The 21,487-nt window shown below is 34.7% G+C and carries 21 protein-coding genes; 9 read left to right on the top strand and 12 right to left on the bottom strand.

The genetic code is table 11. The annotated features are described in order from the left end of the window. The first annotated feature begins 15 nt into the window (after window positions 1–15). A complete protein-coding gene (locus tag D1868_RS04955; RefSeq protein ID WP_156006132.1) occupies window positions 16–1,215 on the top strand; it encodes an aminotransferase-like domain-containing protein in 1,200 nt (399 codons plus the stop codon). Here D1868_RS04955 and D1868_RS04950 read toward each other — a convergent pair. Continuing rightward, complete coding sequence (locus D1868_RS04950) at window positions 1,210–2,076, bottom strand: zinc-binding alcohol dehydrogenase family protein (protein ID WP_156006130.1); 867 nt, start codon at window positions 2,074–2,076, stop codon at window positions 1,210–1,212. The genes D1868_RS04955 and D1868_RS04950 overlap by 6 nt on opposite strands. Window positions 2,077–2,129: 53 nt before the next feature. On the opposite strand from D1868_RS04950, the gene D1868_RS04945 reads away from it, so the two are divergent. Continuing rightward, window positions 2,130–2,456, top strand: a complete 327-nt coding sequence (locus D1868_RS04945; RefSeq protein WP_156006128.1) for a helix-turn-helix domain-containing protein — start codon at window positions 2,130–2,132, stop codon at window positions 2,454–2,456. Here D1868_RS04945 and D1868_RS04940 read toward each other — a convergent pair. Continuing rightward, entirely contained in the window at window positions 2,443–2,835 is a 393-nt protein-coding gene (locus D1868_RS04940; RefSeq protein WP_156006126.1) for a hypothetical protein, read from the bottom strand. The two genes, D1868_RS04945 and D1868_RS04940, sit on opposite strands and share 14 nt — an antisense overlap. A 53-nt stretch (window positions 2,836–2,888) precedes the next feature. On the opposite strand from D1868_RS04940, the gene D1868_RS04935 reads away from it, so the two are divergent. Together D1868_RS04935 and D1868_RS04930 are read left to right on the top strand one after the other, a co-directional pair. Then, window positions 2,889–3,575, top strand: a complete 687-nt coding sequence (locus D1868_RS04935; RefSeq protein ID WP_156006124.1) for a DUF2192 domain-containing protein — start codon at window positions 2,889–2,891, stop codon at window positions 3,573–3,575. A gap of 37 nt (window positions 3,576–3,612) precedes the next feature. After that, complete coding sequence (locus D1868_RS04930; protein WP_156006122.1) at window positions 3,613–4,515, top strand: CBS domain-containing protein; 903 nt, start codon at window positions 3,613–3,615, stop codon at window positions 4,513–4,515. A gap of 232 nt (window positions 4,516–4,747) precedes the next feature. On the opposite strand, the gene D1868_RS04925 is transcribed toward D1868_RS04930, so the two are convergent. The 10 genes from D1868_RS04925 to D1868_RS04880 all read right to left on the bottom strand — a co-directional run bounded on the left by D1868_RS04925 (window position 4,748) and on the right by D1868_RS04880 (window position 16,798). Continuing rightward, window positions 4,748–7,372: an ATP-dependent helicase gene (locus D1868_RS04925; RefSeq protein ID WP_156006120.1), complete on the bottom strand. Its 2,625-nt coding sequence runs from the start codon at window positions 7,370–7,372 to the stop codon at window positions 4,748–4,750. Window positions 7,373–7,424: 52 nt separating this feature from the next. After that, window positions 7,425–8,807 (bottom strand): glycosyltransferase family 2 protein, encoded by a 1,383-nt coding sequence (locus D1868_RS04920; protein ID WP_156006118.1) that lies wholly within the window; start codon window positions 8,805–8,807, stop codon window positions 7,425–7,427. Further along, window positions 8,801–9,400: a ParB N-terminal domain-containing protein gene (locus D1868_RS04915; RefSeq protein ID WP_156006116.1), complete on the bottom strand. Its 600-nt coding sequence runs from the start codon at window positions 9,398–9,400 to the stop codon at window positions 8,801–8,803. Before D1868_RS04915 ends, D1868_RS04920 begins: the two co-directional genes overlap by 7 nt. Continuing rightward, entirely contained in the window at window positions 9,351–10,037 is a 687-nt protein-coding gene (locus D1868_RS04910) for an endonuclease III domain-containing protein (RefSeq protein ID WP_196770278.1), read from the bottom strand. Before D1868_RS04910 ends, D1868_RS04915 begins: the two co-directional genes overlap by 50 nt. Before the next feature lie 65 nt (window positions 10,038–10,102). Next, window positions 10,103–10,513, bottom strand: a complete 411-nt coding sequence (upsB, locus tag D1868_RS04905; RefSeq protein ID WP_156006112.1) for a pilin subunit UpsB — start codon at window positions 10,511–10,513, stop codon at window positions 10,103–10,105. 5 nt (window positions 10,514–10,518) lie between these two features. Next, window positions 10,519–10,950, bottom strand: coding sequence for a pilin subunit UpsA (upsA, locus tag D1868_RS04900; RefSeq protein ID WP_156006110.1), 432 nt, complete (start codon window positions 10,948–10,950; stop codon window positions 10,519–10,521). 27 nt (window positions 10,951–10,977) lie between these two features. After that, complete coding sequence (gene upsF, locus D1868_RS04895) at window positions 10,978–12,471, bottom strand: membrane pilin protein UpsF (protein WP_156006108.1); 1,494 nt, start codon at window positions 12,469–12,471, stop codon at window positions 10,978–10,980. Beyond that, window positions 12,434–13,846: a type II/IV secretion system ATPase subunit gene (locus D1868_RS04890; RefSeq protein ID WP_156006106.1), complete on the bottom strand. Its 1,413-nt coding sequence runs from the start codon at window positions 13,844–13,846 to the stop codon at window positions 12,434–12,436. Before D1868_RS04890 ends, upsF begins: the two co-directional genes overlap by 38 nt. Before the next feature lie 25 nt (window positions 13,847–13,871). Beyond that, window positions 13,872–15,893 (bottom strand): protein UpsX, encoded by a 2,022-nt coding sequence (gene upsX / locus D1868_RS04885; RefSeq protein WP_156006104.1) that lies wholly within the window; start codon window positions 15,891–15,893, stop codon window positions 13,872–13,874. A gap of 254 nt (window positions 15,894–16,147) precedes the next feature. Further along, a complete protein-coding gene (locus D1868_RS04880) occupies window positions 16,148–16,798 on the bottom strand; it encodes a type 2 periplasmic-binding domain-containing protein (RefSeq protein WP_156006102.1) in 651 nt (216 codons plus the stop codon). Window positions 16,799–16,846: 48 nt separating this feature from the next. On the opposite strand from D1868_RS04880, the gene D1868_RS04875 reads away from it, so the two are divergent. The 5 genes from D1868_RS04875 (at window position 16,847) to D1868_RS04855 (ending at window position 21,483) form a co-directional block, all read left to right on the top strand. After that, window positions 16,847–17,728, top strand: a complete 882-nt coding sequence (locus D1868_RS04875; RefSeq protein ID WP_231112470.1) for an NAD(P)/FAD-dependent oxidoreductase — start codon at window positions 16,847–16,849, stop codon at window positions 17,726–17,728. A 293-nt stretch (window positions 17,729–18,021) separates the two neighbouring features. Next, complete coding sequence (locus D1868_RS04870; RefSeq protein WP_156006100.1) at window positions 18,022–18,771, top strand: hypothetical protein; 750 nt, start codon at window positions 18,022–18,024, stop codon at window positions 18,769–18,771. Between the two features lie 39 nt (window positions 18,772–18,810). After that, the gene (locus D1868_RS04865; RefSeq protein ID WP_156006098.1) at window positions 18,811–20,058 is read left to right on the top strand and encodes a phosphoglycerate kinase; all 1,248 of its coding nucleotides are present in this window, start codon (window positions 18,811–18,813) and stop codon (window positions 20,056–20,058) included. Beyond that, entirely contained in the window at window positions 20,045–21,079 is a 1,035-nt protein-coding gene (locus D1868_RS04860; protein ID WP_156006096.1) for a phosphorylating glyceraldehyde-3-phosphate dehydrogenase, read from the top strand. The genes D1868_RS04865 and D1868_RS04860 overlap by 14 nt, the downstream gene beginning before the upstream one ends. Then, the gene (locus D1868_RS04855; protein WP_156006094.1) at window positions 21,076–21,483 is read left to right on the top strand and encodes a universal stress protein; all 408 of its coding nucleotides are present in this window, start codon (window positions 21,076–21,078) and stop codon (window positions 21,481–21,483) included. Before D1868_RS04860 ends, D1868_RS04855 begins: the two co-directional genes overlap by 4 nt. Window positions 21,484–21,487 lie beyond the last annotated feature (4 nt).

Genomic DNA, 21,487 nt, shown 5'->3' with positions numbered 1-21,487 from the left:
TGCGTGAACTGTTAAATGTTTGAACGTTACTTGTCTAAAGACACTGAGATGCTAAGGAGTTCAGAAATAAGAGACCTGCTTAAATTAACTGAAGGGAAAAAAGTCATTAGCCTAGCCGGTGGTTTACCAGACCCTTCTACCTTTCCCGCTGAAGAGATAGAAAAGATTACATCGGATATACTTAAGAATTATCCTGAGAGAGCACTACAGTATTCTACTACTTCTGGAATAGTTGATTTCAGAAAGGAATTAGTAAACCTATCTGCAAGAAGGGGGATTACTGGGATAAATGAGAACAATATATTTGTTACCGTGGGAAGCCAAGAAGCTCTATTTATGATCTTTAATTTGCTTGTTGATCCAGGAGATACGGTAATTGTAGAAATGCCAACCTATTTAGCTGCATTAAATATTCTAAGGGCAAGGAAGCCCAATTTCATAGGAGTTAAGGTTACGGAGAAAGGTCCTGACATCGATGAACTGGAGAGGAAGGTTAAGGAAAATATATCTAACGGTAAGAAACCGAAATTAATGTACGTAATTCCGACAGCCCAAAATCCCGCCGGGACTACGATGAGTTTAGAGGACAGAAAAAGGTTGTTAGAAATAGCTGAGAAATACGACTTCCTAGTGGTGGAAGATGATGCCTACGGATTCTTAGTCTTTGAAGGGGAAAGCCCTCCACCACTTAAAGCTTTAGACAAATCGGGTAGAGTTATTTACACTGGCACTTTCAGCAAAATCTTAGCACCGGGATTAAGGCTGGGATGGATAGTGGCGTCTGAAGAATTTACTCATGAGTTAGAGTTATATAAGCAGAATGTGGATCTTCACACTCCTACGTTCACCCAAATGATAGCAATGGAAGCTATTAGGAGAGGAGTTATAGACAGGCAAATACCCAAGATAAAGGAGACTTATCGTAAGAAAAGAGATGTAATGTTAAGTGCTATAGAAAAGTATTTCCCTAAGACAGCTAAATGGAGTAGACCGGTAGGAGGGATGTTCGTCTTTACATGGCTTCCTGAGAAAATAGACACGGTTAAAATGCTTAATGAGGCTATGAAAAGAGGAGTCGCTTACGTACCTGGTTCTAGCTTTTATTATGACTATAGTGGAAGAAATACCATGAGACTAAACTTCAGCTACCCAAGCCCAGAAGAATTAGAACAAGGGATAAAGATCTTAGGACAAACTATTTCTTCTTATTTATGACATGAAAATTTTTTCTGCATTAAGTATAACTCCAGGTTTTGGTGTAGGTATCGAGGCTTCAATAGACTCAGATGTAACTACTAACTCATTGAACAATTTATCACTTATCTCACCTTCGATATAGTCGAAGACCCCGTCCATTTTTATTGGTTCAATAAATTTCACATTTAGCCTTGTAGGTATTATCGATGGCCAACTGTTAAGGAATCTCGGAAGGGCTAAGATATCGCCTTCCTTAGAACCGAGTTGTAAAAGTATTCTTATCCAGCTCCTCATACTACCAGCGAATACTATATCCCAGTTACCACCATCTTTAACCTCCTCTACCCCATATAGCCTTACTTTATATCCCTCATCGTTATATAGATATATTCTATTCGCATAACCTACTAACGTTAATGCAGATATGTATGAAACGAGACCTCCACCTATAATTAACACGTTAAACCCTCTCACTATCTTTCTCAGTTGTAAACCAATACTTACAAATGGGTAGAGAATATACTTAACGTCATAATCGTTTGGTAAGATTACTAAACTATCGCTGGGTACTACAGCGTTTTCAGCTAAGATTCCATCTATTTCTGTTCCGATACCCCCATACTTCTTAGAGTAAGGGAGGACTATGGCTTTTTTACCCTCAATGTTCTTATCGACCTCAATTCCTACATTTTTTATTTTAACTATACCAGTACTACCAAGAATTCTCTTTGGCTCCACCCAGAGAAAGCCCGTGTATATAGCATTCTCTATGCCTGTTAGCAGTGCTAGTGAAGGTGATACCATTACATAATCCTTATTTATAGGTCTTTCTACAACGTCTTTTACCGTAATACCTAAATCGAATACTATTGCCTTCATTCGTAACAAATAATGTATTTCACTTATTAAATTTTCGACTGAAAATGAGTTAAATGCGCATAATCCATAATCTCAGCAAAGAGGCTAGGACTAAGATTATTGAACTTCTACTACAGAAAAGAAGTAAAAAGGAGCTAGCTGAAGAACTGGGTTTATCTCCAGCAGCAATAACGAAGTTTTTGAACAATACGACTCACCCTAGTGATGAAACCATTGAGAAGGCTTTTAAGATAGCTACTGATCGAGAGAAGAGAGAGATCATAGATATTATTCTTGACGACTTATTAGAGAGTTTAGAGGAGTTTGTAGAGGAGACTAACATAATGGGTAGAAAAATACTTAAGATCAAAAAGATAATAAACTCAGCTATGTTCTCTTAGGCTCATATAGAGGGCATGTTATACAAATGTCAGAAAACTTTGTCACAACAACTTTTTTACTACCGTTATCTTGAACTACTATTGCATCTTGAGGAATCCCTAATTTTTCAGGTTCACTTATGCTCCATGCGTTACAAGTATCATTAGAAACATGCCTGCAAGTTTTCGCTTTCCACAGCCCTTGTGACCGGGCTATATTTAACCAGCTAGTAATTGTAAAGAGTTTATCGAACTGTGACTTGACGTTATTAAACTCTTGATTGGTAGAATCGTTTAAGTTCTTTATTTTTTCCCTTAACTCCTTTATCTCCTCTTCTAGATCTGTTGCAGAAATTAATACTACGTTATTTTTTAAAGTATCTTCATTTGTTATGCTCATGTTTAGATCCTCTACTTGATACCTTTTTAAGGGAAATTGCCAAATACAATTCCATGGTTAAGGAATTATACAAAGAGAGGGTCAAGGTTCTGACCGATATTTGGGGAAAGATATTGGAGAACAATAACGTCACAAGAGAACAAGTTCTCAAAATACTTGAAAAGTCTTATGAGGAAAAACGTATAAAACCGATCAGAGGTTTCAAAGCCGATGAATTATACGAGAAAGAGTTAATTAGCCTTTACGTAGTGGGAAAAGACGGATTGGGTTTACTTAATGAATATCGAGAATTATTTGATAGGGTCTTTTCCCCAGAAATAAAGTTCGATAATGCGGCACAGCTTATTATAGAGAATAAACCTTTAGAAGCGTACGAGATGTTGGATAAGGATAAATCAAGCCTTGCTAAAACATTAAGGCTTATTTTTATAGAAGGAATATTCTCCTTCAAACCCGAGCAGACACTATATGATGCATTACGTATTCTAAGCTCAGTTAACGTAGACGAAATCCAGCACACAGCAATCAGTTTTGCAAGGTTTTATACAGCATTTAAGATAGCCGAGGGAATAGCAGCAAGGAGCATTAGAGACAAGTTGAGTCTAGAAGCCCAAAAGAGAGCTATAGCTATCAATATAGGAATAAAGTATCCTCTTCCAAAGCCAGAATATATAGCAATGATAGCAGAAAAAGTGTTTAGTGTTAGTCCTAAAACTATAAAGAAAATTTTTGGCTCATGAAATGATTTTTAAATTTATAATTAGATTATAATTATTGATGCAAAATTTATCATCTACACAAAGGGAGATACTTCTAGCTCTAGTCGACCTATATAATAAGAATAAGAGAATGATAAAAAGTAAGGAAGTAGCAGACGTTATAGGAAAAGATGAAGGGACCGTAAGAAACATAATACTTAGCTTAAAAGTTCTCGGATTAATTGAATCCAAGCCTGGGCCTAATGGTGGATATGTACCAACACTCAAAGCTTATGAGACAATAAAGAACCCAATAATAACACCTATTCTGGATCAGTTAAGTCTCTACAAAGATGGTTTCGAAACGGATATAAAGATAAGTAATATAGAGATTCTTGATATTACTAATCCTTCTGGGAATAAAGTTCTTTTAAGAGTTAGTGGTGAACTAAAGAAGATAAAGGTAGGAGATACAGTAAAAGTAGGCCCGGTACCATATAGCAGGCTTGTAATAGAGGGTGTTGTAATACATATTGATGATTCGAGGAAAGAATTGATCCTAGATGTTACAAGAATGATTAGCATTCCGAAGGTTCAAGTTAAGAATATAATTTCTAGAAAGTTAATTGCTCTAAAACCTAACATGACTCTCAAGGAGGCATCACAAATACTTTATAAAGAAGGAATAAGAGGGGCTCCGGTTTTAGATGAGAACGAAAAAATCTTAGGGATACTTACTACTGCAGACATAATAAAGGCGTTCTTTGAAGGGAACTATGAGGCGAAAGTTAGTGATTATATGAAGACTAACGTAATTAGTATAGGGGATGAAGACGATATAATAACAGCAATAAGAAAAATGCTAATATATAACGTGGGTAGGCTTCTAGTACTATCTAGAAATCAAAAGGTAGTAGGAATAGTAACTAGAACAGATATTCTTAAGACTATTGCTGGATTGGAAGAGTTAGTAAATGCATGAAAGAATTGCAATCATTACAAGGAATAATGAGCTAATAGAGCTGAAGAATACGGCCGAAGGAGATGATAGATTTCAAGTAGATCCTGAGGAGTTCTATAAATACACAGATGAGCTAAAAGCAATAGTTCACACGCACAAGGAATCTTGTGAGCCTTCCTTATCTGACTTACAATACATGAGCTTATGGGAAGTGCCCTGGATTATTTGTAGCAAAAAATGTATAAAAGCTTACTTATTCACTGCTCTCGGTATACTGGAGATTGACATCAATTCCCTTATTCCTAAGGAACTCCACAACCTTCTCATGAAGCTTCTTCAATAATTCTCTCTTATCTTCTGCCAATACTACATCAGAGTATTCTTTCAGTAATATATTATGAGCAAATGGACTCGGAATATTAAACGGGCCTACTACTTTAACCATAATTTCACCACTTCTTACTTTGCTTACTATCTCTATCGCTCTTTTTATATCCATGTAATCCTCTAAAATTTCCCTTATGGTCTCCTTGAGGACAGGAAAATCTTCCAACTCTTTTACAACGCCAAGCAGAACCTCCGAGTTTAATTGCCTACGATCAACATTCGTCTCCCTACCTTTATAGCGCTTTAGTAACATAAACGATCTTTCAGCACAATGTCTAAACCTACGCTTAAGCATCTCAGTCCTCATTATCACTCTACTTAGTATATCATACATTTCATCAGGGTTAAGCCTAGCTAAGACTGAACCTATATCATAGTCAACTATATTCGGTAGTGTAATTATAAATCCGTTATCTGTAACTGCTATTCTTAAGTCAGTTTTTAGGTCATTGCTCATAACGTAAGCCACAGCTCTAGATAAAGCATCTAAGGTTCTCCTCCCATAGAGTGCATGAAAGATAAAGTTCCTTCTTCCCTCTTCATCATCATAAATTTCTATCACGATTAGCTTATCCGTCGGTACAACACCAGCGAACATATATTGCTCGTATATATACGTGTAAATAGACTTAGCTGCGGATTTCGATAACTCGTATTCTTTTGCGATCTTTTCTATAACATCTCTTGCGTTAGTGCCCTGAGAGATATACTCGGCAACCATACCTCTGAACTTTCCTATTTCAAGTGCTGAGTCATAAGCTAATGGTAACATCTCCGAAAACCAACTAGGGACAGTAGGTCTTTGTCCCTCTGCATCTCTCACGATAATTACGTTAGTCTCACTTCTAATAAATTCGTACGTCTTTCCAGCAAGGACGAATATATCTCCGGGTGTGAGAATTTCTACGAACTCCTCTTCGAGGTTTCCTACGTATTTTCCGTTTTCTGTCTTGACTGGAACCATAGCCTCATCAGGGATTGTACCGCTATTGAGGAAGAATATCATTCTAGCTCCGCTTTTAGGGTAAATTACATTATCTTTTAGCCTAATTTTCGCGTAAACTCTTTTATCTTCCAGTTCGTAACCACCGGCTAAATAATTAGCTACGCTCAAGAACTGCTCTTTTGAAAGGTTCGAATAGTTATAAGATCTAGTGATAATCTCAAATAGTTTATCAACTGAAATAGGAGAAATTAAGGACGATGCTACTATCAATTGGGCTAAAACGTCTAAAGGTGAGGATGGTATGTGAATACTATCTATTTTTCTCTGTCTTGCTAGTTGTGCCAAAATGGTGCATTCTACTAAATCATCTCTATCTACAACAACTATTCTTCCTCTGCTCACATTTCTGATATGATGACCAGCTCTCCCTATCCTTTGCAATAATCGGCTTACACTCTTAGGGCTGCTTAAGAGTATGACTAGATCAATGTATCCGATATCTATACCCAGTTCAAGACTTGTAGAAGAAACTACGACTTTCAACTTCCCCTCTTTAAGCTTCTCCTCTACATCAAGCCTCACATCTCTACTTAAACTACTATGATGAGCAGCTACCAGATCTGAGTCAAATATTTTCTCCTGCTCAAATAATTTTCTAAGCTTGTAAGATACCCTTTCAGCAGCACTTCTAGTGTTTGTAAATACTAAAGTTGTCTTATATTTCTTAATTTCAGAGATCAAGAAATCATAAATCCCCTTACTAACCTCCTCCTCTGACGCGTGAACCAAGTCCCTTACTGGCGAAACAACTTTGATGTCTATTGGCTTAACAAATCTAGCATCGATTATTTCAAAGCTTCTATTATTTCCTACCAGAAATTTTGCTACTTCTTCCAGAGGAGACACTGTAGCACTTAATCCGATCCTAACTAACTCGTTTTTAGCTACCAAATTCTGGTATAGTTCTAAAAGTCCTGATAAATAAGCTCCTCTTTTACTGTTAGCAAGCTCATGAATTTCGTCAATTATTACCCACCTTACATTAACAAGTTTCTCTCTGAACTTCGGGGAAACTAAAGATATTCCAAAAGATTCAGGGGTAGTTATCAGTATATGGGGAGGGTCTCTGAGCATCTTTTGCTTTTGGTAAGATGTAGTGTCGCTTGTTCTGATACCTACTTTTATCTTAGGTAAGTCGGGATATAGGGAGCTGAGTTCTGACAAAGGTTCAAGTAAGTTTCTCTGCATATCATTATTTAATGCTCTTAATGGGGAAATGTAAATGGCATAAATAGTATTCTCAAGATTACCTTCATAACCCATTTTGATTAAGGTATCTAAAATACCAAGGAAAGCTGCCAAAGTTTTCCCGCTACCCGTTGGACTAGAAACAAGCACATTTTTACCAGCTTTTATTAAGGGAATAGCTCCCCTCTGTGGTGGTGTAAAAGTCTTGTACTTTTCCTTAAACCATTTTGCTACTTGAGGAGTAAGAAGCTTGAATATCTCTTCATCAGAAATAGAGTTAAAAGCTTGAACTTCCATGCTAATCTTATTAAGTAAAATTCGGTTTATTTAAAAGAATTTGTCGTATTATTTATTTCATTCTAAATAATGTGTATAAGTAACCTGAGGAGTAGTACAGTAACCAAAGACCAGTAATAATGTAGGAGTGAAGAAAGTATAGTACTGAAGCTGTAAAATACATTAGCCCAAAAATAGCAATTACGATTTTTATTCTTCTAACCTTAGATTCAACGGAAACTTTCACATTGCCTTTGGGAGTAACTACGTAAACTTTATCTTTAGATAGAATACCCTTGAAGAAGCTTATAGTGATAAAAGGAGATATTGCTACCGTAAGTGCAGATAAAGCTCCAATAGCCATTAAACTGTTCTTGAACCCCAACCCCAACCTCAGTGCTAATGTAAAGAGGGTTATTGCATACAGAATCAATATCATCATCCAGAATAAGAACAGAGGAGTCTTCAAGATATCTCCAAACTTAAAAGGAGCTAGACCAGCAACCAGTGTTGCTAATATAAAAGTGATTATTATTGGGGTATATTGTAAAAGGTGAAATATCATGTCCATCTTTTGAGCTAAGCTATAAGGCGAGTTTAAGATGTATTTTATCCTGTTTCTCAACACCTCACCAGTACCCAATGCCCATCTAGTTTGTTGTACATAAAACCCGTATAAGTTATCAGGAACCTCGATATATATCGGCACTCCTGAAGAGCATACCCTCTTCCCTATGTGTGCCATTCTTGCACCTATTTCTAGATCATCTTGTATTAAACTATAGTCCCATCCATGAAGTTTTTCTAACACTTCTCTTTTAAATATAGTTCCACTCCCTACTGGGAATGGTCTTAAACCTATACTTTCTTTACCTCTAAATAAAGCTCTGCTTGCTAAGACTGTTGTAGCGACTAATCCTTTAGCTAAGTTAGAATACACGGTATTTGTGTATCCATTCCATTCAAAAACGACAGCATCGCAATTACTCTCAATCATTTTAGCGTAAGCCTTAATTAAGGCATCACGAGGAAGCCTTGAGTCTACGTCTATGGTTAAAATTAAGTCTCCTCTAGCCCTTTCAAACCCATATGACAGTGCCCCACTCTTGAAACCCAGTCTTTTTTCCCTCCTGAACAATCTGACGTTAAGGTTTTTAGGGATTTTTAAGGTGCTCTTAAGGGTAGAAAAGTATCGTTCATCATCATCTGAAACGATGATTACTTCAAGCTTTTGCTTATCCCATATTAATTCATTTATATTATCTATTAAACCTTGAATCACGTCTAATGACTCGCCTTTAGTAGGGACAATTATAGAAAGGAAGGGCAAATTTGTTTCTTTTAGATCTGGATTTAAAACGAGAACTTTTTCAGAACGGTAATAAAGTATTAGTTGATACAATACAAAAAGAGAAGGATAGAGGAATAATAACAGTTGTAATACTAGTATTAGCATTTTAGATATAGTTCTTCTCTTGGTATAAAAAATTTATAGATATGCCTAGTGGATTTAGGAGGGAACCTTAGACCCATGGATGCTAACTTGACAACGGTCTCTTTATCTATAGGTGGTAATGCAATCCCGTCAACTTCAGTTACTTTAACGACTTTTAATCCTAACTTTTCAAATTTTTGCTTTAAATGCTCAATTTTCCAATAAAGGCGAAATATACTATCATCACATATAATCCTTTTACCTTTTAATGTCGCGCAATATATTTTTCTCTCATCTTGAGAAGCGAGTGAATAGGAGTTAAAGAAAAGACTAAACATGTTTTCATTCTCTATTTTAAGATACCAGTTTTCTATTTTTATATCTTCACTAAGATAATCTACAAGAATTACTGGTATTTTATCTAAACCTAGTATTACAGCCGCCTGATGTCTGTGATGCCCATCTAATATCGTAAGAGAGTTCCTATCTACCACTATAGGAACAATTTTACAACGTCTCTTTAACATATTTATATTTTCAACGACTATACTTTCTATTACGTCCTCATGTGGCTTGAGGGCTAGAGGGTTGAGCCATTCCAGTGTAAAACTCACAACAATTTTTCAATACACATGAGTCACATAAAGGTTTTCTTGCTTTACAAGTTCTTCTACCGTGATAGATTAATAAATGGTGTAAATTAAGAAGATCCTCTGATTCTAAGAAACCCAAGAAGTAATTAGATATATCTTTATAACTCGGTGACTTGCCTAAAATTCCCAACCTAGTAATCACTCTTTTTATGTGAGTGTCAACCGGGAACGCTTTGCACTTAAGGCATGTAACCAATACAACATCTGCAGTCTTATAGCCAACTCCCTCTATACTAAGTAAAAAGTTTCTAAAAGTATCACAGTCCTTAAACTCGAGTTTATGCTCTAGGAATGCCTTAGCTGCGTTTCTTATATACCTAGCCTTAGAGTTAGAAAGACCACATATTCTTATAGCACTTATTATATCTTCTATTTTTACGTTTACCAATAATTTTGGCTCTATACCTATTTTTTCTTCTAAGTTTTTGTACGCAATCATAGCCGACTTATCAGTAGAGTTCTGAGATAGAATTGTTGCTATTAGAGTTTTAAAAATATCACCAGATCTTTTACAAACGTAATAAGCTATGAATTCTTCCTCATTTAAACTCTTATATGCATCTCTAAGTAGTTCATAAATTTGAGTAGCCGTACACATCCTAATAGGACTATTTTACTCTACATTAATAAATTGTGTAAAAAAGATTAGAAGTTAAAGTAAAATTAGGTAAAGTAGTAATAATTATTGTTAGCTAGTAATACTATAGTAGTATCTTTAGAGACTACTATGTTAATATGATAACCACTTGCATTTAATATAGTGTATATTGATACAATTTGTAGTGGCTCCACTACGAAATTATTAATATTATATGTTACATTATATATAATTATCTTGCTTATTGTAACGTTATACTGACCGTAATTATAAACGAAAATCCCGGACAAATTATTTGAGACTCTGATCAAAGTTATCTGAGTATCTATGGCGTCTTGTAGAGCATTATACGACGAGCTAACTTGACTCTGCGTATTGTTATAAAGATTACTAAAATATACAAACAGAGGGACTGCAAGAGAGATAGTGATTAATGTAACTATTAGAGAAGAAAAAATAGAGGATATCGCCTTCATATATATCACGTAGTTTCAGATGCCAGAACATTTAACGTTACACTAAATTGTTTCCCTACACCAGTAGTTCCGTATATTATTATAGTATAGTATTGTCCAGCATTATATACTCCTTTAAGAAGGTAGACGTGTTGGTAAGTCTGTCCTGGCAATAAGCTGGTAAGATTAAAGTTAGGCACTTGTTGACCGTTAACATATACTGAAGTTATATTTACGTTAACATTACCGTCATTAACCAATGTTAATTGTAAATAAGCTTGAGATGTAGACGGATTTACTATTATTTGTGCTTGGGCATTCACATTAACGTTTTGGGTTAAATTACCGAACATGCCTTGACTGTATGCATACAGTAAGCCGCCTAATGCTATAGTTATAGCAAGTACTATTACTGTACCTAATATGGATGAAATACCTTTTTTGCTCCTATGTTGCATCTTTTATCCCTCATAAAATATCTATCTTTAAATACCATGAGGGAAAGCCGAAAGTATTGTTGCTATTACTAGCGGAGTAATAACTGCCGGTAAGTAAAATGTAACAAATCTAGAGATTTTTGAGAACATTAGACCGATAGCAAAACTGTAGGAGAATATCACTAAATCTTGTAACTCCACGTTCTTACTGCTAGTAAATACATTCCCTAGCATAGAGAATGTCAACCACAACATAATAGGTGTTAAGAATAACATAACATCAAACAGCCTTAATTGTCTCAGCATACTGTTTCTCATTATAATTATATCGTTAACCAAATCCGAAAGTTCTTCCAGTCCCACGCTAGTCAAACCAGATTTACTCAATATCTTCAGCGTATTCATCACGTTATTAAACAGCTTAGATGACGTATTCACTTCAGGAATCTCGTTATCTATAGATGCCTTTCTAATTATACCCTCAAGAATTTTATAACCGGGGCCTTTTTTAGCTCTTACCTTAGTCAACGAAGTAACAACACTGTAACCGATTTTCATGTAATCCGAAACTTGATTTAAAATATCTGGTAGTTGAGATAGTAGATAGTTTGCAACAAGGATTTGCCTATAAATGTATAACAGAGGAATTGACAAGATAGTTATAATTGCAACAAATTTTATAATCAAATTCAAAGGCGTTAAAGTAATTAGAATTAGCGCTGGCAGAGGCAAAATATATTTATAGTTAGCCTTAATTTGATAGTCTCCTACAGGTTGTATTGTTGATATGAGAAATATGAACGCAGGTGTAAACAGCAATGGAAATAGCAGTTGTAAGATATTTACCTTGAAAGTAAATTGAAAACCTACTAGAACAATTGGCAATAATAAATAAATTGCAAATATCATTTCAGAGAGCTCCGCTGATCTCTCTACATAATTCTTGTATTCTTCTCTGTACGACTGTAAAATTTCTCTCATAGACTCCCTCATTCTGTCCTTTATAGATATTCCGAGGTCAGCTGCTATTAGAAATTTAGAATATATTTTTCCAAGTAAATCATCTTTGTGTAAAATAGCTCTCCTCTCAACCGCCTTATAACTTGACTCATTTAACACTTCTTTACTCTTCTTAATCATCTGGTACTCTACCGAGGGAACCTTTAAGCCCCTTACACTTAGTAATTCTTCGATAGTGTGCAGGATATTTTTATCAATTAACGAATTTACATATGCAATTATAGATATAAGAGGAGCCTCTTGGTTAACTTGCTTTTTATATTCCTCCTTTTTAGACCAACTGTACAGTAAGGGATAGAAGTAGACAACTAAAAATACACCGATTTCACTAAACATTACTAATCTTACCGTAAGAAATGACACGATAGTTATTACTGCTATGAGAATAGGTAACATTCTTATTAATTTCTTGTATTTTAAACACACTTCCTCGAAGTCTCCTCCAACATACTCTAAGTTTTTCTTAATTCTCTCCTCGAATATTTCACATGCTAGCCATCTCAACCTTACCACCCTTATCATAGAATTCCAAAACCTTTTGACTAACTTCATCAAAGTCTATGACTTTAGAGTTCTGTAAATCTTGTAAAAACTTTATACGTCTGTTCAATTCGCTTTGCGGATCCACGTTATAAGTTTCCTTTAGTTTTCTTAGTAAAGAAGATTTCTTAATTAGGTCTTCTACGGTGGGAGGAGTAAACATTGTTTTCATGTAAGACCATTCTATTACCCTCTTAAATCCTACTTTTGATTTAGAAGTAACTACTTCATAGATAGAGAGCACTGATCTTCTGGTATTATTCCCCTCTTTTACATTTCCGACTACTACAAAAGCCCACACTGTCTGAAGAAACAGCTTGGCTAGTTCATTTGACAACAAGTCCGTGATTCTCGTCACTGCATCGGTAGGTCTAGAGCCGTGAAATGTAGTGATAGAACCGTGACCAGACGCTGATGCATGGACTAACGCCTCAATTTCTTTACCTCTAACCTCTCCAATAACCAGGTAATCAGGTCTATATCTAAGCGACAACTTTGCTAAATCCATCATAGTAATATCGAAATTGCCAGAGAGTGTAGCCCTTGACACAAATCTTACCCAATTTTGATTCTTAATGTTTATTTCCGGAGTATCTTCAATAGTGAGAATCTTATAATTTGGATTAATTAAATTCAATAAAGCGTTTAGTAGCGTGGTCTTACCAGACCCAGTAGGTCCAACGATAATGATAAAGGGTTTATACTCTATAAGTAACCACAAATACGAAGCCGTTAGTTCATTAATCATTCTAGACTTTATGATCTCAACTATGCTTAGTGGCTTTAGAGGGAACTTTCTAATATCAAAAGTTGAGCCAGGTAGTGAAATCTCCTTTGAAATTGTTGCAGCTACCCTATGTCCCTCTGGAAGGGAAAATTCTAGGAAGGGTTTAGCTATATTTATGCTCTTGTTAGCCTTATTTGCTAACCTTTCTATAGTTTTTATTGCGTCTTCCTCAGTTCGAATATATATACTAGTATATAGCCGAATACACTCTGAATGATCTCTATGAATTACTGTTAATGGATATAAGTATCCCTTGTATTCAATTTCCTCTACCTTAGGGTCAAGCATTAAAATAGTAAGTTCTCCGTAAAGCAAGGATTTCTTTATGTGGTATAGAATCTTTTCAATTGATTCATCAGGAAACTTAAAGCTTTGTAATCTTTTTACTATCTCTTCTTCAATGTTATCCACTTTAGTGTAGTATAATTCTGAAAGAATCTTGTCCTTAGCCTTCTCTTCTAAAGATGATAATTTAGGCTCTTCTACAATGTAAAAACATTGACTCGACTTCTTTACAATGTTTACCTTCACGGGACCTACATAATATTCTTCGAGAACCTTTTCACTCATATAAGAAAAAAACTTAAAAATGTCCTCAGAGTACTCCGAAAGTTTCGATCTCTTCTTTCAACATTAGAGATTCTTTAACTACTTTGAACAAAACTTTCTTAAATAAATCAAGTAGCTTATACTCCTCATTCCATTGTATTCCTCCCAAATTAACTAGAAGAGACACAGTATCATATGTAGGTTCTAACTTAAACGTTAATTTTTCGGAGTCTGTTACAGTAATCTGCGTACCATACATACCGACTACTACGACGTTATTCGAGTTTTTCCTAAGATAAATACAAAGGGTCTCTCCTGCTATCTCTGCACTTTCTACCTTAACTGGGTTCTCGATCCCGTATATAACGTATTTTCTCTTTATATTCGATTTCTTTATTTCTATTTCCTTCCTGCCTTTTGTAACTTGTACGGTGTTTCCCTCAATATTAACGAATTCTCCTGTTTTCCCAATTACTAAGACATTGTAAAAGTCTGGGTGTTCCTCCCTTTTCTCCCAGATAAAATCTCCATTCACTATTTTCTCAATTCTTATCTTTTTAGAATCCTCTATGTATGTAGAAACGGTTCTTATTCCCTTTTTTTCTATAAAATTCGGCTTCACCGTGAATTCATAAACTTCTTCAACTTTACTTCCCCTATGAATTCTTACCTGCACTACTTCTTCAGAGTCATCTATTTTGTAAAGTGGTAGTTCAAAATTTATTTCTCCCCTTAGTTCAGTGAGCTCATAACTTACCTCTTTATTTCTGACCTTTATACTTACCATCTTGCGTAAATTAGTTGGAATATCATACACTAATGTACCTCTTAATACTGCATTACTCGACTCGTCTTTAGCATACTTCCCATTATGTAGTGCAACATTTAATTTCAGATCCTTAATACTGAGCTTTAGTTTCTCGCTTTGTAGTTGAATAGGATACTCATACTCATAGATTTCATTTACTACTTTGACTATCTCTTCAATCCGACTACCATCCATAAGATAGGGTTCTACGTGGATTACCAGTTTATTATTCTCATAATTTCTACTTGTCTCTACAACTTTTTGACCTAGGATAACCTCACCTTTTATAACGTCACTTATTTCGACTTTATAGCTTATTGTATCCTTTTGAGCTGTTATAAGACCTTCACCGTCATGAGAAGATATTATATATACTTTATAAGTTCTAGATAAAGCTACTATTTTATCCTCTATTAATTTTAATATTCTTATATTCTTTAATGAGTATATTTTCTTTAAATCATATGAATAAACATTAGTAAGATCATTCGTTAAGACCACAAAGTATTTATTAACATCAGAAGATTGGAGATTACTAGATATCTGTCCTAAATAAGACCATCCACCCTTGTAAAAATATTTTACTTTTCCCTCACATGATATAAATATACCACTATAGGATTCACCTAGAAAATTAGCGTCAGAAGAACATACACCTAATAAGTCGTAATCAAGAGAATCAGAGATTATTCTGCCGTTTAAAGTTTGGTAAATATCTCCAATAGAGGTACTTGCTAAGAAAACTGCTGGCTTTTTATATTTCTTTATGCTTCCATCTCTAGCTAATGTCATTGAGAAATCACTATAAACAACCGATACATAATCATTAAATATTCTGTAATAAATGGGTTTATCCAGCTCTACTTCCTTGCCTTCAGGAGTTATAATTTTTATAATGTCATTTATAAAGACTTTAAAACCGTATTTAGAAAAATAGGAAGTATATTTTTCTCCATTAAATACTGTCCCTCTTAAACCTTTATATACTGGCAATATCTCTTCATTCCTATAAACAATGTCTAAAGGTAATTTTGAGTCATATTCCTTAATAATTTCCCTTCTATTCCCGTCTAATCTTACCACCTTATTATCTTTCCACAAAATCCAGTCTCCTTTTTCTATAAAGGTAGGATATAACTCAATATAAGGAGACTTGATTGCATCTGAGTATAGAACTATTTTATCTTCATGTCTAGACATCCACACGTTGATATCCGAAGGTAATGTTAACGATATTGCCTGCTCTACTATAGGTATCATAATACACAAGTAATGTTAAAGTAGGATGAGAGATAGTCGAAAATACTTATGAAAGAACGGTTATCGTAATATTAGGAATTATATTAGCTTACACTTTAATGATTGAAAGCTAAGAGATCTTATGAAGGAGATAATCTTACTTGTAGGACTATTGGTGGTTAGTTTATTCTTTTATGCTTGGGGATTTTCATATCCTATAGAGGGTATATTTGCACCGTATGCCTTACTAAAAATGGTTAAAATCTCCAGAAAGTTTAGACTAAACGGTAGGAAACATTAGAGCATAAATTTTTCTCTCTACACAATTTAAAGAAGCACTCGATCGAACTTCTACCTTTTAATCCTAATTCCTTTGAAAAAATGCTTACTTCGTTTTTCTCTACCATTTTGGAAGCTGATTCTCTTATCAAAACTTTTAACTGTAGAATTATTTGTTCATCGAGTCTCTTAGTTGCTAAAACTTTCAGAATCAATGGTGAATTTTGACAGACATTATTCCAAAGATTTAATAAATCTATATCTCCTGCATCGTAAGTTACTTTAGCGTCGTAATCACCGCTTATAACTGGAGTTATTCCACTATTGTAGAGCATTTTGACTAGATAGAACTCTGTTGAGTTACTCCCAGGTACTAAAACTCTTTTTGCAGTGCTTGATAATAGTTGAATCCTCAATCCGGTTGATACATAACTTCCATTACTCAATATACTCAAATTCTGTACGAAATTTAAAATTGGAAGTGGAATATATACTAAGTCTACCTTATCTAGATAGAATTTTAATTCGTCTTCTCTATCTACTTTAATCAACTCAAATGTAAAACCTCTGGTATCAATCTCGTTTTTTAACAGAGGAATTAGGGGCTTTAACTCCGCTTCTCTCACGTAAGCTATTTTGACTATCACAACAATATTATAACTACTTTTTATTTTAATTATTTGAGTTTATCATTAATGATGAAAACCACCATTGTTGGTGCGGGGTATGCGGGTTTAAACACATATTATACTCTTGGAAGAGAAGCAGAAATTATAAGCGATAGAGATTATTTTATCTTCTATACTGCTTATTTAAGAAATCTACTAAATTTAGAAAAAAACAGATATACCTCTAACCTCCGTTTCGTTAGGAAAACAACCGTTAAGGACTTTGACCTTAAAGGAAAATGGATTAAGACTAAAGAAGGAACGGAAATAAACACAGAAAATTTAGTATTAGCTGTAGGTTGTGATAGAAACGAACAGATAAACTTTATAGGAAAATTACTCGAGAAAGAGAAAATCTCTTTAGGCATTGAAAATGAAGAAGAAGAATACTTAGCAATACAATTAGCCTTCTATTTAAGAAAAATAGGCAAAGACGTGAGCTATTGCGGAAATATGCTTTCCAGTCTTGGAGAAAAAGTAGGTAACGCAATAATAGAGAGTATGAATAATAAAAAAATCAAGATCATGGAGAATTGTGAAGATATACTACCACCCTGTAAACCACCACATCCCTTTGAGTTCTTTCCAGTAAATGAGTTTCTGCAATATAAAGGTGCTTATATAATAGGGGATCTGATCAAAGGTTTCCCTAAGGTAGGAGAACTTGCAATGAGAACTGGTATATATGTAGGAAAAAGGATTAGGAAAAACTTAAACTTGCCTTTCAAACCAGTCTTTATTAACATAATTGATACTGGCGATTACGCAATTCATATTAGGAGTGACAAACTATGGGGTGGTAATTATGAAAGTGTAAAAAAGTCGAGATTAAGAGCGTTCATGAAAAGGTTTATTGAAAAATATTATGTCTATAGAAAGGGGAAAATGGGCATACTTTATTATCTGTAAGTGAAGTATCCAGGGACCTATGGGGGGTCCGGGGGTTATATAATTAACCTTCATCTATAGGTCCCTGGATACTCTAAAATAATATATAGTAGATGGGGTATAATTAGTTTTCCTCTTATAATGCTTAAGAACCCTAATATTTTCTCCTATCTTTATAAAACTATATAGTAATCCTTACTAATTATATATCACATACCCGCTAAAAATCTTAATTATACCTGATTTACGATTAGAGAATATTATTTAACGTTTAAATCTTAGTGTGGCAATTATGGTAAAAGAGGTTTGAAAATGTGATAACGAAGTTTTTCAAAAAGAGAGACGATGATAATAAGATGAACATTACAGATGAGTTCGGAGAATGGTTAATTATACGTAAAAACGCTTATGCATTAACTGTGAAAAAAGCCGTAGATAAAACCTTTAAAAAATTAAAGATTAAAAACGGTAATTTTAACTTTATTTCAATTTCAGAAGACGAGAAAATAAAGGGACTAATTGGAATAAAAGGAATGGCATATTTTGCTGAACAAATTAGAGACACTGATTTTTACAAGGCATTCAAAGATGTTTCTGATGAATACTTTACTTTAGGTGAGATGAGGTTAAGTAGACTTAGAGTTTGTAATCTGACTTTTCTATTCTTTAGCATAAACATGCTTGTGAGAAAAACAGAGGAAGAGAATGATAATGTAAAATTACTTTTCCCTCCTAAAGGAGTATATGTTGACGAAATCCCTTATGTTATGAAGGATTTATTTCTGAAAATAGTTGAGCGAAATTCAAATACTGTGTGTAACTCAATTTCATATAATCTAAACAACGGTACTTTCGAAGGAGTGTTTTCTTGTAGGCTTGTACATGGAATTGATTTACACTTACTATATGACTCTTTCTCTTACTTCAGTATTGAAGCACCTAAAATTTCTCTTAAAGCGTCGAATAATATCGCTGAAATCTTCATATCATTACAGAAATTTAAAACTAAATACTTGATTCCATTATTATGGGGAAATATAATAGCTTCTAACATTGTATGCTAAAATCATATTAACTAGATAGATTAATATTAATCGAGATTTATGATTAAAGTATCGGATCTAAGCATACCCACATTAGATGATGTAAATGCATCTAACAAAAAAATTCTATTACGAATTGATATAAACTCACCAGTAGATAAAAAAACTGGTAAGTTATTAGATGATTCGCGTATAAAAGCTCATGCTTATACTGTGAAAAATTTACTAGAAAGAGATAATGCAATAGTTATATTATCCCATCAAGGTAGGCCCGGTGACGATGACTTTATATCACTACAACAACATGCGGAATTACTATCTAAACATATTGGTACTAACGTTGAGTTCATAGAAGACATTATAGGACCGTATGCTATAGAGAAGGTCAAGAAGATAGAAAAAGGACAGATTTATTTACTAGAAAATGTAAGATTAGTCTCTGAGGAACTAATCGAAGCACCTCCTGCACAACAAGCCAAAACATTCTTGGTAAGAAAATTATCACCTCTATTTGATATTTATGTAAATGACGCATTTGCTGCAGCTCACAGAAGTCAACCAAGCCTAGTAGGATTCCCAATAGTTTTGCCATCAGCTGCGGGCAAAGTAATGGAAAAAGAAGTTTCAGCATTAGCTAAGATATTTAACCCTGAAGACTCACCAAAAATATTCGTCCTAGGAGGAGGAAAAGTTAGTGACACACTAAAAATAATCGAACATTTATCAAAGAACAGAGTTGCTGATAGAATTCTAACGGGTGGATTAGTAGCTGAATTATTCGCTGCAGCTAAAGGAATAAACCTTGGAAAAGCTAACATGCAAGTGCTAGAAAGTAAAGGATTGTTGAGCCTAATTCCAAGGGCTAGAAAACTGCTTCTCAGCGGAGCCCCAATAGAAATACCTGTGGACTTCATAACAGAGAAACAAAATGGCGAGATATCTGAGGAACCGGCTAATAACATAAACGGAATTATTAAAGATATAGGCTCAACTACTATAGAAATTTATTCATCTTTTATTAAGGAGGCAAAAGTAATCACCATGAGGGGACCAATGGGAATCATAGAGGATGAGAGATTTAGGAACGGAACTAAAAGCCTTCTAAAATCAGCATTTGAAAGCCCCGGTTATGTAATAATAGGGGGAGGTCATATGATAAGCATGGTGGAAAAAGGAATAGAAATTAATGAGAATAAAGTTCATATATCCACTGGTGGAGGAGCATTACTTTTATTTCTAGCTGGAGACAAATTACCGGCATTAGAAGCACTTCACCTCTCATGGGTGTCTAAAGGTGGCAAGAGTTAAAGTAGCTGTTAATGGTTACGGAACAATTGGAAAAAGAGTAGCAGATGCAATAAAATTACAACCAGATATGGAACTAGTGGGAGTAGCGAAAACCTCACCTAACTATGAAGCATTTACCGCCGTGAAGAAAGGTTACAAGCTTTATGTACCAAAAGAAAATGCAGCCAAATTTGAGAAAGCAGGAATACAAGTTAGTGGATACATCGAAGACATGATTAATGAAGCCGACATAATAGTAGATACAACTCCTAATGGAATTGGAGCAAGTTACAAACCATTGTACCAGAAGTTCGGGAAGAAAGCTATATTCCAAGGAGGAGAAAAAGCGGATGTCGCAGAAGTCTCTTTTTCAGCCTTATGTAACTACAACGAGGCTATTAACAAGAACTACATTAGAGTTGTATCTTGTAATACAACTGGAATATTAAGAACTTTATGTACCATTAACAGTAAGGTAAGTAAAATAGAAAAAGTAAGAGTAACTGTGGTAAGAAGGGCATCCGACCCAAAAGAGGTAAAGAAAGGCCCAATTAACTCAATAGTACCAGATCCGGCCTCAGTTCCAAGCCACCATGCAAAAGATGTTTTAACCGTGATGAAGGGAATAGACATAATATCTATGGCAGTAGTAGCTCCTACAACATTAATGCATATGCACCTGATGAATATAACAATGAAGGAACCCGTTAGAAGAGAAGACGTGATTAATGCATTAAAGGATACTGAAAGAATAGTTCTCATAAATTCCTCTAGAACTGGTATAGGTTCTACTGCCGAAATCATAGAAGTATCTAGGGATATAGGCAGATACAGAAACGACATACCTGAGGTCGTAGTATTTGAGGACTCAGTGTACTCTCATAATAACGAACTGTTCCTAATGTACGGAGTTCATCAAGAATCAATAGTAGTGCCTGAAAATATTGACGCCATTAGAGCTGCAATGAATCTTGCAGATAAGAACGAGTCAATTAAAATAACTAACGATACATTAGGGTTAATGAAAGGTTATCTAATATGACAGAACCAACATACACTGTAAGTTTTTGGTTAAGAAAAATAGCTGTATTAGTAGACGGGTCAGAAAATAGCTTTAGGGCATTAGAATTAGCATTAGATTTCGCTATGAGATACGGTTCACAGATAACAGTTATTCATGCTTGTGAAACTTGTAATGAGACAGAAATTAGTGAGAAAATTAAGAGAAGAGTTAACGACAGGGCAGAGTATGAGTTAAAGATTCTTAAATATTCAAGTAAAGAAAGTAGCACAGCAAACGAAATATTAAAGTATTTAAGTGAAAACACGTACGACGCGGTAATCATGGGAGCCAGAGGGCTATCAATAAACAGCGAGTTAAATATAGGCTCTGTAGCTATGTCCGTGGCCCTTAACGCTACCACTACAGTTATTCTAGTTAGATAAAATT

It is taken from the genome of Stygiolobus azoricus, assembly GCF_009729035.1.
Classification (GTDB): Archaea; Thermoproteota; Thermoprotei_A; order Sulfolobales; family Sulfolobaceae; genus Stygiolobus; species Stygiolobus azoricus.
The sequence above is the reverse complement of the archived record's forward strand: the minus strand, read 5'-3'. Positions and strand labels throughout refer to the sequence as shown.

Excerpts from the sequence above, each read along its gene's own strand:
- D1868_RS04955 (WP_156006132.1), top strand. The coding sequence starts at position 16 with ATGTTTGAACGTTACTTGTCTAAAGACACTGAGATGCTAAGGAGTTCA.
- D1868_RS04950 (WP_156006130.1), bottom strand. The coding sequence starts at position 2,076 with ATGAAGGCAATAGTATTCGATTTAGGTATTACGGTAAAAGACGTTGTA.
- D1868_RS04945 (WP_156006128.1), top strand. The coding sequence starts at position 2,130 with ATGCGCATAATCCATAATCTCAGCAAAGAGGCTAGGACTAAGATTATT.
- D1868_RS04940 (WP_156006126.1), bottom strand. The coding sequence starts at position 2,835 with ATGAGCATAACAAATGAAGATACTTTAAAAAATAACGTAGTATTAATT.
- D1868_RS04935 (WP_156006124.1), top strand. The coding sequence starts at position 2,889 with ATGGTTAAGGAATTATACAAAGAGAGGGTCAAGGTTCTGACCGATATT.
- D1868_RS04930 (WP_156006122.1), top strand. The coding sequence starts at position 3,613 with ATGCAAAATTTATCATCTACACAAAGGGAGATACTTCTAGCTCTAGTC.
- D1868_RS04925 (WP_156006120.1), bottom strand. The coding sequence starts at position 7,372 with ATGGAAGTTCAAGCTTTTAACTCTATTTCTGATGAAGAGATATTCAAG.
- D1868_RS04920 (WP_156006118.1), bottom strand. The coding sequence starts at position 8,807 with ATGCTAATACTAGTATTACAACTGTTATTATTCCTCTATCCTTCTCTT.
- D1868_RS04910 (WP_196770278.1), bottom strand. The coding sequence starts at position 10,037 with ATGTGTACGGCTACTCAAATTTATGAACTACTTAGAGATGCATATAAG.
- upsB (WP_156006112.1), bottom strand. The coding sequence starts at position 10,513 with ATGAAGGCGATATCCTCTATTTTTTCTTCTCTAATAGTTACATTAATC.
- upsA (WP_156006110.1), bottom strand. The coding sequence starts at position 10,950 with ATGCAACATAGGAGCAAAAAAGGTATTTCATCCATATTAGGTACAGTA.
- upsF (WP_156006108.1), bottom strand. The coding sequence starts at position 12,471 with ATGATAAGGGTGGTAAGGTTGAGATGGCTAGCATGTGAAATATTCGAG.
- D1868_RS04890 (WP_156006106.1), bottom strand. The coding sequence starts at position 13,846 with ATGAGTGAAAAGGTTCTCGAAGAATATTATGTAGGTCCCGTGAAGGTA.
- upsX (WP_156006104.1), bottom strand. The coding sequence starts at position 15,893 with ATGATACCTATAGTAGAGCAGGCAATATCGTTAACATTACCTTCGGAT.
- D1868_RS04875 (WP_231112470.1), top strand. The coding sequence starts at position 16,847 with ATGATGAAAACCACCATTGTTGGTGCGGGGTATGCGGGTTTAAACACA.
- D1868_RS04865 (WP_156006098.1), top strand. The coding sequence starts at position 18,811 with ATGATTAAAGTATCGGATCTAAGCATACCCACATTAGATGATGTAAAT.
- D1868_RS04855 (WP_156006094.1), top strand. The coding sequence starts at position 21,076 with ATGACAGAACCAACATACACTGTAAGTTTTTGGTTAAGAAAAATAGCT.